At 72.1% G+C, this 14,467-nt stretch carries 10 protein-coding genes, 1 pseudogene and 2 CRISPR repeat arrays (1 of these 13 only partly in view); of the genes and pseudogenes, 10 read left to right on the forward strand and 1 reads right to left on the reverse strand.

All coding sequences use genetic code 11. The features are described 5' to 3' along the window. Positions 1-444: 444 nt before the first annotated feature. Positions 445-1,173: pseudogene (gene istB, locus ACWEO5_RS13200) on the forward strand (IS21-like element helper ATPase IstB); the annotation flags it as partial. Positions 1,174-2,107: 934 nt separating this feature from the next. Next, a complete protein-coding gene (locus ACWEO5_RS13205; RefSeq protein ID WP_452162497.1) occupies positions 2,108-2,398 on the forward strand; it encodes a hypothetical protein in 291 nt (96 codons plus the stop codon). Between the two features lie 96 nt (positions 2,399-2,494). On the opposite strand, the gene ACWEO5_RS13210 is transcribed toward ACWEO5_RS13205, so the two are convergent. Further along, positions 2,495-3,328 carry a Fic family protein gene (locus ACWEO5_RS13210; RefSeq protein WP_452162498.1) on the reverse strand — a complete coding sequence of 278 codons (834 nt, stop codon included), beginning with the start codon at positions 3,326-3,328 and terminating at the stop codon, positions 2,495-2,497. A gap of 144 nt (positions 3,329-3,472) precedes the next feature. Then, a CRISPR array of direct repeats spans positions 3,473-3,929; the repeat unit is 29 nt; unit sequence GGGGCCATCCCCGCGCGGGTGGGGAGCAG. Between the two features lie 713 nt (positions 3,930-4,642). Here ACWEO5_RS13210 and cas3 point away from each other — a divergent pair. Genes cas3 through cas2e form a run of 8 tightly spaced genes read left to right on the forward strand, consistent with a single transcriptional unit; the run spans position 4,643 to position 13,762 of the window. Continuing rightward, positions 4,643-7,408, forward strand: coding sequence for a CRISPR-associated helicase Cas3' (gene cas3 / locus ACWEO5_RS13215; protein WP_452162499.1), 2,766 nt, complete (start codon positions 4,643-4,645; stop codon positions 7,406-7,408). Beyond that, on the forward strand, positions 7,395-9,152 hold the full coding sequence (casA, locus tag ACWEO5_RS13220) for a type I-E CRISPR-associated protein Cse1/CasA (RefSeq protein ID WP_452162500.1): 1,758 nt from the start codon (positions 7,395-7,397) through the stop codon (positions 9,150-9,152). Before cas3 ends, casA begins: the two co-directional genes overlap by 14 nt. Further along, on the forward strand, positions 9,149-9,820 hold the full coding sequence (gene casB / locus ACWEO5_RS13225) for a type I-E CRISPR-associated protein Cse2/CasB (RefSeq protein WP_452162501.1): 672 nt from the start codon (positions 9,149-9,151) through the stop codon (positions 9,818-9,820). Before casA ends, casB begins: the two co-directional genes overlap by 4 nt. Further along, positions 9,817-11,013, forward strand: coding sequence for a type I-E CRISPR-associated protein Cas7/Cse4/CasC (gene cas7e, locus ACWEO5_RS13230; RefSeq protein WP_452162502.1), 1,197 nt, complete (start codon positions 9,817-9,819; stop codon positions 11,011-11,013). The genes casB and cas7e overlap by 4 nt, the downstream gene beginning before the upstream one ends. Then, positions 11,010-11,771 carry a type I-E CRISPR-associated protein Cas5/CasD gene (gene cas5e / locus ACWEO5_RS13235; RefSeq protein WP_452162503.1) on the forward strand — a complete coding sequence of 254 codons (762 nt, stop codon included), beginning with the start codon at positions 11,010-11,012 and terminating at the stop codon, positions 11,769-11,771. Before cas7e ends, cas5e begins: the two co-directional genes overlap by 4 nt. Next, the gene (gene cas6e / locus ACWEO5_RS13240) at positions 11,771-12,475 is read left to right on the forward strand and encodes a type I-E CRISPR-associated protein Cas6/Cse3/CasE (RefSeq protein ID WP_452162504.1); all 705 of its coding nucleotides are present in this window, start codon (positions 11,771-11,773) and stop codon (positions 12,473-12,475) included. Before cas5e ends, cas6e begins: the two co-directional genes overlap by 1 nt. Before the next feature lie 4 nt (positions 12,476-12,479). Next, a complete protein-coding gene (gene cas1e / locus ACWEO5_RS13245) occupies positions 12,480-13,415 on the forward strand; it encodes a type I-E CRISPR-associated endonuclease Cas1e (RefSeq protein WP_452162505.1) in 936 nt (311 codons plus the stop codon). After that, positions 13,412-13,762 carry a type I-E CRISPR-associated endoribonuclease Cas2e gene (gene cas2e / locus ACWEO5_RS13250; RefSeq protein ID WP_452162506.1) on the forward strand — a complete coding sequence of 117 codons (351 nt, stop codon included), beginning with the start codon at positions 13,412-13,414 and terminating at the stop codon, positions 13,760-13,762. Before cas1e ends, cas2e begins: the two co-directional genes overlap by 4 nt. 101 nt (positions 13,763-13,863) lie before the next feature. Then, positions 13,864-14,467: direct repeats of the CRISPR family, unit length 29 nt; unit sequence CTGCTCCCCGCGCCCGCGGGGATGGCCCC (it continues 953 nt past the right edge of the window).

Raw genomic sequence — 14,467 nt, forward strand, 5'->3', positions numbered from 1 at the left:
TCGGTGAGACGGGTCACGGAGCGCGAGGTGCCCGCATAGGGGCGGTGGGAGACAGGTCGTTGATGATCCATCTTCACCTGTTTCCGCCCCTTGGTGATCTATCTCCCGGAGCGGCGCCGGTCAGGCGTGGCGGGCGGTGGGCTCGGCAAGGATCTGCGGCCGGAGCGCGATGGCCCGGGTCTCCCTGCCATGGGAAGTTGGCAGCTCACACGGCGCTTTTCCCATGGATGCCTCATGATGCAACATTCGTGCACTGGCCGTCACATGGCGTGTCTGCTTCGCTGGTGCCCGGGCGGCCCGAAGAAGCCGGTCCTGCCGAAGCCTCGGTGCGTCGAGCACTACCAGGAACTGGGCTTGATCCGCTTTGACGGACATCATCCTTCCGGGGCCGAAGCCCCTGATCGGGAGTGTCCGTCAAGGCGGATCAAGCCCACCGCCTGCTGACTGCTGCGGCTGCTGTCGATCCGAGGCGAGTTCGCCGAGATCGCCGACCGGGCGGTCAAGGACCAGATGACCTACCGCGGCTTCCTCGCCGAGCTGCTGATGGCCGAGTGCGACGACCGGGCCCGGCGCCGCTCGGAGCGGCGGATCAAGCCTGTCGGCTTCCCCCGGGGCAAGTCGCTGCGGACCTTCGACTTCGACGCCAACCCCAACATCGACCCCGCCGTGATCAACGCTCTCGCCAGCTGCGAGTGGATCAAGAAGAGCCAGCCGCTCTGCCTGATCGGCGACTCCGGCACCGGCAAGTCCCACATGCTCATCGCCCTGGGCACCGAGGCCGCCATGCAGGGCTACCGCGTCCGCTGCACCCTCGCCACCAAGCTGGTGAACGAGCTGGTGGAAGCCGCCGACGAGAAGCAGCTGAACAAGACCATCGCCCGCTACGGCCGCGTCGACCTGCTCTGCATCGACGAGCTCTGCTACATGGAACTCGACCGCCACGGCGCCGAACTGCTCTTCCAGGTCCTCGCCGAACGCGGGGAGAAGAACAGCGTCGCCATCGCCTTCAACGAGTCCTTCGGCGGTTGGACCAAGACCTTCACCGGCCCCCGCCTCTGCGCGGCCATCGTCGACCGCCTCACCTTCAACGGCACCATCATCGAGACCGGCACCGACTCCTACCGCCTCGCCTCAACCCGGGCACGGACCGAAGCACCCGCCAAGGCCGGCTGACTACTTCGGTCCCGCCCACCGAGTTCAGGGCTCGAACGAGGCACCGACTGCCTTTGCCCGGCAGCCCGAACATCTTCCGGGCCCCCTCATCGCGACGAACAGGTGCCGATAGACCGTCACCTGGCGCCGAGGGATGCCACAGAGAGTCGCCACATCAGCCAGGGCGTGTTCCAGAACCGGGTCGTCCGTCACCCGGCACGCGGCAAAACCAGTCGGGGCAAGCCCAAATGCGACGCTGAGAGAACGAAGGCGGCGACCAAGCTGAGGCATGGCCACCACCCTCGCACATGGCTTGATCAACATGAAGTCCAAGCGTCAAGCTGCAGCCGACGGCCCTTCGCCCACCAGGCGAAGGGCCGTCACCGTCGAGTGCCGTCATTTCTCGTGAACATCTGCAGCCTTCAAGATCGCCAACTGCTGCCCAAGCCGCTGACCAAACGCTGCTGCTCCACGGAAACGAAGCCAACCTGGCGATCATCGCGGACAAAAGGGCCGTACTGCCCGCTCGCCAGCTGTAGCGTCCCGGTTGCGTCTCGCGGCGCCAGGGCTCCCCGGCGCACTCCCCGGCCGGGCATCCGGCCCGGCTTTCGCGTGGAAGGTGCAGCCGTGGAGAACGAGGATCACCTCCATGTCCGGAGCCGACTGGCCGCCGGGATCGGACGGTGGCTGAGGCGCAATGCCGCGGCCATCAGCGCGATCGCGACGGCGGTGGGGGTGATCGTGGGAATCGTCCGTTCGTAGCGGCCGGTTCCGCGGGCAGCAGCCAGCTGTCCGGCACCGAACAGCTTGTCCGTTCGGCACTCGGCTCCCGACCAGACACAACTCTGGTCGGGAGCCGTCGAGGACGGCCTCCAGGAGTTCGCCCGCCGCCGAGGGGCCGCGGCGGCCACCCGAGCAGCCGTGACCTCGGCGGCCTGGGGCCGGTTGAGTAGGGGTGAGCTTCTCCGCCCCCGCCCGGGTGCTCGGCACCGGGCTGGCCTCTCTGATCCCGACCGACGGCACCGCCGACGTCGACCCGGTCGCCGCCGCGACCGGCCGCCGGATCGTCGCGCAGCTGTCACTGCTGGACGCGGTGCCGGTGCCGGTGGCGGTGGTGAACGCGGCCGTGGAGCTGCTCGGCCTGCTGGCCGGACACCCGGACCCGCAGGCCCGCGAGGCGATCGACGCGGTGGTGGAGCGGCTGCGCGCCGCCACCGGAGGCACTGGAGCGGGCGGTGACCTTTGACAGGTGACCTTGACCGATTGCCAAGTGGCCTTGGCCGGCCCGGTTGGGCTGTTGTACCGGGCCATCGGGTGGATCTTGCCGCCCGTCCTACCGTCCCTACTGGGGAGGGACCGAGTTACGACGGGTCTCTTCCATGAGCATGTTGATGTAGTAGGCGAGAGTTGGGCCATCCCGCGGGTCGTCGGCCTGGAAGGAGACGCGCCGCAGCAGCGGGACGCTGTGGAGCGTGATGCCTTCGCGGGCCAGGACGAAGACGGCTACGAGGAAGGCGGCGCGGGCGTTGCCGTCATTGAAGGGATGGAAGAAGCAGACGTCGAGGTAGGCGCGGGCGGTGATGGGCAGTGGATCGTCGAGGCCGGGGAAGCTTTCGGCCAGACAGGAGTCCATCCGGGCGCGGGTGTCCGGGCCGATGCCGTAGCGCTCCCGGCCTTCCTTGGCGAATGCCGGCCTGCTGCGGAAGAGTGGCGGCTGGTCGGTGCCCAGGACGTGCTGCTGCCATCCGCAGAGGAGTTCGAAGTCAAGTGCGGCGCCGCGGGCCGCATCGGTCCGCACCAGGTCGAGTGCGGCGAGCATGCCTTGGGCACGGGCGGGATCCAGGGCACGGTCGAAGGCCCGGATGTCGTCAGCCGCGCCGTCCCGCGCTGCGGTCACCGGCTCGCTGTCGCCGGCGGGGCACTTCTGCCAGGGGGCGGTCGCGCATATCGTGAGCCAGTTCTGCAGGTGGTCCCGCGCGGGATGGGGGTCTGACCACACGCCGTGATCCGGCCGCAGCGACAACGAGAGCCGCTCCGCGACCTCCTCGACCAGCAGCACCTCAGGGCCGGTCCAGCTCTTGAACCGTCCACCGGTCGCCTGGTCCACCATGGTTCGTGCGGCCGAGGGTTCGACTCCCCAGCGCGTGAGGAACCAGGTGAAGACCTGGGCCCTCACAGGGGCGAGGGAAGCCCTGGACCGGCAGTTCGGCGACCGAGCGGATCCGTGTGACCGGGTCGTTCACCGGCTGCTTCTCCGCCTCTTCCGGTCCTGGGCGGTCGCGGCGACGTCGAGTGGGACGGAGTCGAGACCGGATCGGTCGGGGCCATCCCCGCGTGGGTGGGGAGCAGGATGGGCTCGGTGCCGGTGTCGGGGCGGTGGTGGGGCCATCCCCGCGCGGGTGGGGAGCAGCATTTCCACCACCACCCGACACCCCGCCTACCGGGGCCATCCCCGCGCGGGTGGGGAGCAGCCGGCACCGGGCCCGCGGGTGTTGCAGCGGGCGGGGCCATCCCCGCGCGGGTGGGGAGCAGACGGTTGGTCAGGCGGTGCCGGACGTCGTGGCGGGGCCATCCCCGCGCGGGTGGGGAGCAGAGACCAACTGATGCCCAACCTGCTTCCCGACGAGGGGCCATCCCCGCGCGGGTGGGGAGCAGTACCGGACCAGCAGCAGGAGTTCGGGCAGGGCGGGGCCATCCCCGCGCGGGTGGGGAGCAGCCCCCACATCGCCGGCGTGGTCTCAATGTTGTAGGGCCATCCCCGCGCGGGTGGGGAGCAGGCTTGTTGACCTGCGGTGTTATTCGTTGGGAGCGCGGAAATTCGCTACTCTCTGGGAATCGGATATTAGGGACATGGTGTCACCTCCTTCCTTTTGAAGAGTCGGCAGTTTTCAAGGCATGGGCAGGGCGGAGCTCTGCGACCGCTGGTCCTGCGGCGGGTGGTCGGGGGCTTGTGCCGTGGCGGTGGCCACCTGTTGTTCGGTGGTGTTGTGGAGGTGTCAAGGATCGGTGGAGCGAGGCTGGATGCTCTCACAGCGGTATGACATCGGGCAGGGTTCTCGGCCATTGGTCCGTGCTTCTGGAGGGCTCGAAGGGGTGCCGGGGTCCAGGACGTCTTCGCGCGGGCGGACGTGGGCAGCGTGGTCGGGAGGCGCTTGCGGTGCCGCCCGTGCGGTTTTCCTTGCGGCTCGGAGGGTGGGCTGAGTGGTGTGCGGTCCCGGAGTGGGGCGGCCTGGCAGTGGGTCTGGTCGTGTTGTCGTTTCGCCAGTTGTCCGCAGGTCGTCGGGTTTTCGTCCTGGCGGGGGTGTGCGGTTGTTGCCGGTCCATATGATCGCCCGTCATCTGCGGCTGTCTGCCGGAGTCGTGCAGGGCGAAGTGGGGTGGGCGGGTGGCCGGCGGGTTCGATCTGCGGTCGCGGTTGTCGGCGGTGGCGCGGAGTGTGTGGGCGAAGCACGATGCGCTGGGTGAGGGGTGGCTGCCGTTGTGGTGCCACATGCAGGACAGTGCGGCGGTGGCGGGGCTGTTGTGGGACTGCTGGGTGCCGGAGCGGGTGCGGGCGCTGGTGGGTGGGGTGTTGCCGGAGGGGGAGGTGGACGGGCGGCGGTTGGTGGTGTGGCTGGCGGGGGTGCACGACATCGGGAAGGCGACGCCGGCGTTCGCGTGCCAGGTGGACGCTCTGGCGGACCGGATGCGCGATGCGGGGTTGGAGATGCCGTACCGGGCGGGGTTGGGGGCGGATCGGCGGTTGGCGCCGCACGGTTTGGCGGGCCAGTTGCTGTTGCAGGAGTGGTTGAAGGAGCGGCACGGGTGGCCGGGGCGGGGGACGGGGCAGTTCGCGGTGGTGGTGGGTGGTCATCACGGTGTGCCGCCGGAGCAGGTGGCGCTCCTGGAGCTGGACGGGCGTGCGGAGTTGGTGCGGACGCCGGGCGGGAGCGAGGAGGTGTGGCGGCGGGTCCAGGGGGAGTTGTTGGACGCGTGCGCGGTGGAGTTCGGGGCGCGGGGGAGGCTGGGGCAGTGGCGGGGGGTGAAGCTGCCGCAGACGGTGCAGGTGGTGCTGTCCGGGCTGGTGATCGTGGCGGACTGGATCGCCAGCAATCCGGACCTGTTCCCGTACTTCCCGCTGGAGGCCGGGTTCGACGGCGGGCGCCGGGTGGCGGCGGCGTGGCGGGGGCTGGACCTGCCGGGGCCGTGGCGGCCGCGGGTGCCGCAGGAAGCCGCCCCGGCGTTGTTCGCGTCGCGGTTCGAGCTGCCGCCGGGGGCGGTGGTGCGGCCGGTGCAGGCGGCGGCGGTGGAGATGGCGCGGGCGATGCCGGGGGCGGGGCTGTTGATCGTGGAGGCGCCGATGGGGGAGGGCAAGACGGAGGCGGCGCTGGCGGCGGCGGAGGTGCTGGCGGCGCGGGCCGGTGCGGGCGGGGTGTTCTTCGCGCTGCCGACGATGGCGACGAGCAACGCCATGTTCCCGCGGCTGCTGGACTGGCTGGACCGGTTGCCGGCCGAGGGCGGTGAGCGGCTGTCGGTGCTGCTGGCGCATTCGAAGGCGGCGCTGAACCGGGAAGCCGCCGGGTTGCGGGCCGGCTCGCGGCAGCGGGTGGCGGCGGTGGACGTGGACGGTGCGGAGCGGTTGCCGAAGGCCGGGGAGGAAGGGGCCGGTCCGGCGGAGCTGGTGGCGCACCAGTGGCTGGCCGGACGCAAGAAGGGCCTGCTGTCGTCGTTCGTGGTGGGGACGGTCGACCAGCTCTTGTTCGCGGGGTTGAAGGCCCGCCACCTGGTGCTGCGGCACCTGGCGGTGGCGGGGAAGGTCGTGGTGATCGACGAGGCGCACGCGTACGACACGTACATGAACGCCTACCTGGACCGGGTGCTGGGCTGGCTGGGCGCGTACGGGGTGCCGGTGGTGGTGCTGTCGGCGACGCTGCCGGCCGTGCGCCGCCGGGAGTTGGCGCAGGCGTACGCGGGGGCCGGCGGGGGCGAGGGGCGGTTCGCCGCTGTGGAGCAGGCGCGGGAGTATCCGCTGCTGACGGCGGTGTGTGCCGGGCACGACCCGGTGCTGGGGCGCCCGGCGGCGTCCGGCCGCGGGTGCGAGGTGCGGTTGGAGCGGCTCGGGGACGACCCGGAGGCGCTGGCGGACCGGTTGGAGGCCGAGCTGGAAGGAGGTGGGTGCGCGCTGGTGGTGCGCAACACCGTCGACCGGGTGCTGGAAGCGGCCGCGGTCCTGCGGGAGAGGTTCGGGGCCGGGGCGGTGACTGTCGCCCATGCCAGGTTCATCGACACCGACCGGGCCGAGAACGACCGCCGGCTGCTGGAGCTGTTCGGCCCGGACGGCTCCGAGCGGCCCGGGCGGCACATCGTGGTGGCCAGCCAGGTGGCGGAGCAGTCGCTGGACGTGGACTTCGACCTGCTGGTGAGCGACGTGGCGCCGGTGGACCTGCTGCTGCAGCGGGTGGGGCGGCTGCACCGCCACCGGCGGCCGGGCCGGCCCGTGCGGCTGCGGGAGGCGAGGTGCCTGCTGACGGGCGTCGACTGGTCGGCTCCGGTGCCCGCGCCGGTGCGCGGATCGGAGGCGGTGTACGGGCGGCACGCGCTGCTGCGCTCGCTCGCCGTGCTGCACCCCCACCTGGAGGAGGGGCGGGGGCTGTCCCTGCCCGGTGACATCAGCGCCCTGGTGCAGGCGGCGTACGGGGAGGGGCCGGTGGGGCCCGTGCAGTGGGCGCCGGTGCTGCAGGAGGCGCGGCTGGTCCACGAGCAGCTGCAGGACGAGAAGGCGAGGGCGGCGGACGTGTTCCGGATCCGGGAGGCGGGGAAGGACGGCCGGTCGCTGATGGGCTGGCTGGCCGGCGGTACGGGCGATGCGGACGACACGCGTGCCGGGCGGGCCCAGGTGCGCGACAGTCCGGAGAGCCTTGAGGTGATCGTCGTGGAGGAGTCGGAGGACGGCTCGCTGGCGACGGTGGGCTGGGCGGGGGAGGGGCGGGGAGGGCTGCCGCTGCCGACCGGTTCGGCGCCGTCGCCGCGGGCGGCGCGGGCGGCGGCGGCCTGCGGGCTGCGCCTGCCGCCGCGCCTGGCCAAGCCGTACATTATTGACCGGGTAATCGCCGAACTTGAGCGTTTCTATTTCGAAAGTTGGCAGGTTAAGGAAAACCCTTGGCTGGCAGGGCAATTGATCCTTCCGATCCGGCCCGGTTGTCCGACCCTTCTGGCAGGGTTCCGACTCATGTACACCCGTGAGAACGGACTTGAGGTGTCGAATGCCGACGCATGACCGCGCCCAAGTCCCGCACGTACCAGAGTCGTTCGACCTGACAGGGCAGGCGTGGATCCCGGTCCTGCTGATCGACGGCCGCGAGGGCGAGCTGTCCCTGCGCGAGGTATTCGAGCAGGCGACAACAATCAGGCGGTTGGCCTGCGAACTCACCACGCAGGAATTCGCCCTCACCCGGCTGCTCCTGGCCATCGCCCACGACGCCTTGGACGGCCCGGGCGACACCGAGGAATGGGCCGACCTGTGGGAGGATCCGCAGGCGCTGCACCCGGTGCTGCCCTACCTGGAGGAACACCGGGACCGCTTCGACCTCCTGCACCCGCACACGCCGTTCTACCAGTGCGCGGGGCTGCGGACCGGCAAGGACGAGGTCTTCTCCCTGAACCGGATCGTGGCGGACGTGCCCAACGGCAACCCGTTCTTCACCGCGCGGTTCCCCGGCGTCGAGCGCGTCACGTTCGCGGAGGCCGCCCGCTGGGTCGTGCACGCCCAGGCCTACGACACCTCCGGCATCAAGACCGGCGTGGAAGGCGACCCGCGGGCCAAAGCGGGCAAGGCATACCCCCAGGGCCCGGCCTGGGCGGGCAACCTGGGCGCGGTACTCGCCGAAGGCACGAACCTGCGCGAGACGCTGCTGCTGAACCTGATCGCGGCCGACCACTGGAGCACCGTCCACGGCGATCTCCCCGCCTGGCGGCGCCCGCCCGCCGGCCCCGGCGTCGCCGCCGACCTGGCCTCCCGCCCCGCCGGCCCGCGCGACCTCTACACCTGGCAGTCCCGCCGCATCCGGCTGCACGCCGACCACGACGGCGTGCACGGCGTCGTCCTCACCTACGGCGACCCCCTCACCCCGCAGAACAGGTTCGACACCGAGCCGATGACCGGCTGGCGGCGCAGCCAGGCGCAGGAGAAGAAGCTCGGCCGGCCCCTGGTGTACATGCCCAGGGAGGTGGACCCGGCGCGGGCGGCCTGGCGCGGGCTGGGTTCGCTGATCGCCTCCGCCGCCCCGCTCCAGGGCCCGGCCGCGGAGCCGGCGCCGGAGCTGAGGCCGGGGCTGGTGCACTGGCTGGCCCGGCTGGAAGGGGACGAGATCCTGCCGAAGGGGCGGCGGATGCGGCTGCGGACCTTCGGCGCCGTGTACGGCACCCAGCAGTCGGTCGTCGACGAGATCACCGGCGACGCGGTGGCGTTCGCGCTGGTCGTGCTCAGCGAGCGGGACCCACGCCTGGGCGAGACCGCGAAGACCGCCGTCGAAGACGCGGACCTCGCCGTCCGGGCCCTGGGCGACCTGGCGTCCGACCTCGCGCGGGCCGCGGGCAGCGAGTCCGAGACCCCCCGGGCCGGCGCGCGGGACGCCGGCTTCGGCGCCCTCGACGGCCCGTACCGGCGCTGGCTGACCGCCATCCGCGACAGCGACGACCCCACCGCGCTGCGCACCGACTGGCAGCAGCAGACCCGCCGGATCGTCTCCGGCCTCGCCGGCGACCTCATCGCCCAGGCCGGAGACACGGCTTGGGAGGGACGGATCGTCACCACCAAGCAGGGCGAGGCCTGGCTGAACACCGACTCCGCGGACCTGTGGTTCCGCGGCCGCCTCAAGCGCGCCCTGCCCCTCGCCTTCCCCGACACCCCGCAGCCCGAGCCGCAGGACAGCGGCCCAGGGCCCTTGACCGCCGACCCGACCGGCACGCCGGACGCCTCGGACACCGATACGGCTCCCGACCTCGAAAGGGCGACCGCATGACCACCGCCCCACCGACCCCCGCGCAACGCCGCCGCGTCCTCGGCCCGGTCGGCACCCTCGCCGGCAGCGAGATCGGCCGCCTGCAGAAAGGCTACCTGGACGACCGCCCCGACGCCGTCGCCGCCCTCGCCCGGCTGCGCCGCGGCGCCGGCAAGGACACCGCCACCGTCCCCGACCTGTGGGGCCTGCTCGACGCCGACCGCCTCCACGCCGACCCGGTGCTGGACCAGGACGCCGCGCACACCGCCCTGTACACGGCCGCGACCCTGTACGCCCTGCACCAGCAGTCCCGCGGCAGCCGCATGCACCGGCCGGGCGGCGACGAACTCGGCACCGCCGTACGCCGCCTGATGCCCGGCGGCGGCATGGACGAGCCGACCCGCAAGCGCTTCGTGCGGGCCGGATCCGCGGCCACGCTGCCCCACCTGGCCACCCGCCTGCGCGAGATCGTGCTGCTGCTGCGCCGCGAGGACATCGCCCTCGACTACGCCCTGCTCGCCGAGCAGCTCTACCAGTGGCAGCAGCGGCCGTGGGGCCCGGACAGCGTCCGGCGCTCCTGGGGGCGCTCCCTGCACGTCCACCGCGCCAAGCCCGCCGGCCCGGCCGACGGCAGCGCGACCACCGAGACCAGCACCGACACCGACGACCGCAAGGACAGCGCCCAGTGACCAGCCGCATCATCCTCGACGTGCACGCCCTGCAGAGCGTCCCGCCGAGCAACCTCAACCGCGACGACACCGGTGCGCCCAAGACCGCGGTGTACGGCGGCGCCACCCGTGCCCGGGTCTCCAGCCAGGCCTGGAAGCGTGCCACCCGCCGCTACTTCGACACCATCCTCGACCCGGCCGAGCTCGGGGTGCGCACCAAGCGGGTCGCCGAACTCCTCGCCGAACGCATCGCCGAACTCGCCCCCCGCACCGGCGAGGCCCAGGCGCTGGCGCTCGCGGCGGAGGTGCTGCAGACCGCGACCGGCTCGAAGATCGAACCGCCCAAGCGCAAGGTCGAGCAGGCGAAGAAGAACGGCGGCGACGACCCGGCGCCCGAGTCCTCCTACCTGATGTTCCTCAGCGCCCGCCAGCTCGACCACCTCGCGGCCCTGGCCGTCGAGGGCGCCGCCGACATCAAGGCGTTCTTCAAGGACAAGGACGCCAAGGCCCGCGCCAAGAAGATCGCCGACGGTCGGCACTCCGTCGACATCGCCCTGTTCGGACGGATGGTCGCCGACTCCACCGACATCAACGTCGACGCCGCGGCCCAGGTCGCCCACGCCATCGGCGTGCACCGCAGCGAGACCGAGTCCGACTACTTCACCGCCGTCGACGACCGCAACACCGACGCCGAACCGGGCGCGGGCATGATCGGCACCGTCGACTTCAACTCCGCCACCCTCTACCGGTACGCGGCCCTCGACGTCGACCTGCTGGAGCGCAACCTCGGCCAGGGCCTGGACGAGAACGAGCCGCCCGCCACCCCGGTGCGCCGCGCCGTCGAGGCGTTCCTGGAGGGCTTCGTCTCCTCCCTGCCCACCGGCAAGATCAACACCTTCGGCAACCACACCCTCCCCGACGCCGTCCTCGTCACCCTGCGCACCTCACGCCCCGTCAGCTTCGTCGGAGCCTTCGAGAAGCCCGTCACCCCCGACGTCGACGGCGGCCACCTGGAACCCGCCTGCGCCCGCCTCGCCGACTACGTCCCCGAGATCGAACGGGCCTACGGCGACGACAGCGCCCAGACCTGGGTCCTGCGGGTGGGCCCCGCCACCGCCAAGCTCTCCTCCCTCGGCCAGGAGACCCCGCGGCTCTCCACCCTGGTGACCGCCGTCGGCGCCGCCGTCGCCGCCCGCCTGGAGCAGCGCGGATGAGCGTGCTGGCCCTGCAGCTCGCCGGCCCCCTGCAGTCGTGGGGGGCCGCCTCGCGCTTCGCCCGGCGCACCACCGAGAACGCCCCCACCAAGAGCGGCGTCATCGGACTGCTCGCCGCCGCGCTCGGCATCGAACGCGGCGACGACGCGGGCCTCGCCGAACTCGCCGCCCTGCGCTTCGGCGTCCGCGTCGACCAGCCCGGCGCCCGGCTGCGCGACTACCAGAGCGCCCAGCACTTCGACACCGAGGAGTCGATGCCGCTCTCCGAGCGCTTCTACCTCGCCGACGCCGTCTTCGTCGCGGCCCTCGAAGGCCCGGCTCCGCTCATCGAACGCCTCCACACGGCCGTCCGGGTCCCCGTCTACCTGCCCTACCTGGGGCGCCGCTCCTGCCCGCCCTCCCGCCCGCTGGACCTGCACGACGACCGGAGCGTCCACCACGACGGCGACCTCGACGCCGTCCTGGCCCGCCTGCCCTGGCGCGCCGCCGCCTGGCACCAGCAGCGCCACCGCGACCACCCGAGCGTCGACCTGACCGTCTTCGCCGAGATCCCGCCGGGCAGCGACCCGGCCGCGCCCGTCCGAGGCGACGTACTGCGCGACCAGCCGCTCAGCTTCGACGTCCGCCACCGCCGCCACGGCCTGCGCACCGTCCGCACCACCACCGTCACCGTGCCCAACCCCCGTGCCAGGCCCAGGCCCGCCGCTGCCGTGCCGGTACCCGCCCACGACCCGACGACACACCTGGAAAGCGCCTGATGTACCTGACCCGCTTCCGCTTCAACACCGCGCGCGCGGGCGCCCGCCGACTGCTGTCCTCCCCCCAGCACCTGCACGCCGCGGTCATGTCCGCCTTCCCCGAGATCATGCCCACCGCCCCCGGCCCGCGCGTCCTGTGGCGCACCGACCACAACGCCACCGCCGAAGTCCAGCTGTACGTCGTCAGCCCCGCCCGCCCCGACCTCACCCACCTCGTGGAACAGGCCGGCTGGCCCGCCGCGGCCGCCACCGGTACGGCCGGCTGGCAGACCTACGCCTACGCCCCGTTCCTCGAACGCCTCGACAAGGGCACCACCTGGAACTTCCGCCTCACCGCCAACCCCGTCCACCACGCCCGCCGGAAAGACGGCGAGCCCACCAAACGCACCGCCCACCTCACCGCCCGCCACCAGACGCAGTGGCTGCTCCAGCGCCAGGACGCGGGCGGCTTCCGCATCCTGGCCAAACCCGCCGACCGCCGGCACACCGAACACGGCGACGAGCACCAGCTCGCCGTCCACGGACAACGCAACCTCGCCTTCGCCAAACAAGGCACCACCGGGCGCGTCACCCTCACCGCCGTCACCTTCGACGGCCGCCTCGAAGTCACCGACCCCGACGCCCTGCGCGCCGTACTGACCGGCGGCCTCGGCAAGGCCAAGGCGTACGGCTGCGGCCTGATGACCCTCGCCCCGATCGGCTGACCCCGTGAGCACCGTCAGCCGCCGACCGGCCAGCAGCCCGCGCGAACTCGCCCGCGCCGCCGACCGGCTCTCCTTCCTCTACCTCGAACGCTGCACCATCCACCGCGACTCCAACGCCCTCACCGTCGAAACCGCCGACGGCACCACCCACATCCCCTCCGCCACCATCGGCACCCTGCTCCTGGGCCCCGGCACCCGCATCACCCACCAGGCGATGAGCGTCCTCAGCGAGACCGGCGCGGGCGTGGTCTGGACCGGCGAACACGGCGTCCGCCACTACGCGGCAGGCCGCTCGCTGTCCCGCTCCTCGGCCATGGCCGAAGCCCAGGCCCTCCGCTGGGCCAACCAGCGCACCCGCCTGGACACCGCCCGGGCCATGTACCGGCTGCGCTTCCCCGACGAGGACCCGGCGGGCCTCACCCGGCGACAACTCCTCGGCCGTGAAGGCGACCGCATGAAGGACTGCTACCGCGCCGAAGCCGCCAGAACCGGCATCCGCTGGCGAGGACGCCACTACACCCCCGGAGACTTCACCTCCGGAGACCCCGCCAACCAGGCCATCACCGCAGCCGCCCAAGCCATGTACGGCGTCTCGCACGCCGTCATCGCCGCACTCGGCTGCTCACCCGCCCTCGGGTTCGTCCACTCCGGCCACGAGCTGTCCTTCGTCCTCGACATCGCCGACCTCTACAAGACCGAGATCGGCATCCCCGTCGCCTTCGACGTCGCAGCCGCCTCCCCCGAGGACATCGGCGCCCGCACCCGCCGCGCCCTGCGCGACCGCATCCACGAACTGCGCCTGCAAGAGCGGATCGTCGCCGACATCCGACGCCTGCTCGCCGTCGAAACGGCCACCGACGACGAGGACACGGTCAGCCTCCAAGCCGACCACGGGCAGCACGTCGCCGCAGGAGTCAACTACGGAGAGGGCAACTGGTGACCGTCATCGTCCTCACCAACTGCCCCGTCGGACTGCGGGGCCTACTCACCCGCTGGCTCCTCGAAATCTCCGCCGGAGTGTTCATCGGCTCCCCGTCCGCACGCGTGCGGGACGTCCTGTGGGCCGAAGTCCGACAACACGCCGGCCAGGGCCGGGCCCTCCTGATCCACACCTCGAACACGGAACAGGGCTTCACCTTCCACACCCACGACCACGCCTGGAAACCCGTCGACCACGAAGGCCTCACCCTCATCCACCGACCGAACGCCGGTGCGGCTCCGGCAACCAGCCCAGCCAAGCCAGGCTGGAGCACCGCGTCCAAACTCCGCCGCTTCGGAAAACGATGAACCACCGCCGAAAGGGCCTGAACCTTATGCCCGTTATGCCGGAACCGGCGAAGATTGCAGTTTCGCGCCACACCGACAGGTAAACCCACAGGTCATCAAGACTGCTCCCCGCGCCCGCGGGGATGGCCCCGCGCCCAGTGGAAGTCCGCCTTCGCCCGGCTCCTGCTCCCCGCGCCCGCGGGGATGGCCCCCCCACGATCGGCATCGCGAGCAAGAATCGCTGCTGCTCCCCGCGCCCGCGGGGATGGCCCCGATCGCCACACCTCGCTGTATCGCGAGCAAGTCTGCTCCCCGCGCCCGCGGGGATGGCCCCGTCCGGGACGGCCGGCGGATCGGCCGTATCAGCTGCTCCCCGCGCCCGCGGGGATGGCCCCCTGACCCAGGACATGCCCGACCACCTGGTCGGCTGCTCCCCGCGCCCGCGGGGATGGCCCCGGTGCACGGAATTGCCGGTACAGGTACCAGAGCTGCTCCCCGCGCCCGCGGGGATGGCCCCGGGGCGGCCCCAACCGGCGGGTGCAACCGCAGCTGCTCCCCGCGCCCGCGGGGATGGCCCCCAGTTCAAGCTCCTGTGGGACGAGCTGAAGAACTGCTCCCCGCGCCCGCGGGGATGGCCCCCGGGCCACGTCCGTGCTGATCCAGAAGGCGGTCTGCTCCCCGCGCCCGCGGGGATGGCCCCCAGCAGCAGAAGGAGAACACCGTGAG

The sequence above is a fragment of the Kitasatospora sp. NPDC004272 genome, from assembly GCF_053603035.1.

What these genes read in the sequence shown, in the direction of transcription:
- cas3 (WP_452162499.1), top strand. Translation starts at nt 4,643, where the DNA reads ATGCAGGACAGTGCGGCGGTGGCGGGGCTGTTGTGGGACTGCTGGGTG.
- casA (WP_452162500.1), top strand. Translation starts at nt 7,395, where the DNA reads ATGCCGACGCATGACCGCGCCCAAGTCCCGCACGTACCAGAGTCGTTC.
- casB (WP_452162501.1), top strand. Translation starts at nt 9,149, where the DNA reads ATGACCACCGCCCCACCGACCCCCGCGCAACGCCGCCGCGTCCTCGGC.
- cas5e (WP_452162503.1), top strand. Translation starts at nt 11,010, where the DNA reads ATGAGCGTGCTGGCCCTGCAGCTCGCCGGCCCCCTGCAGTCGTGGGGG.
- cas6e (WP_452162504.1), top strand. Translation starts at nt 11,771, where the DNA reads ATGTACCTGACCCGCTTCCGCTTCAACACCGCGCGCGCGGGCGCCCGC.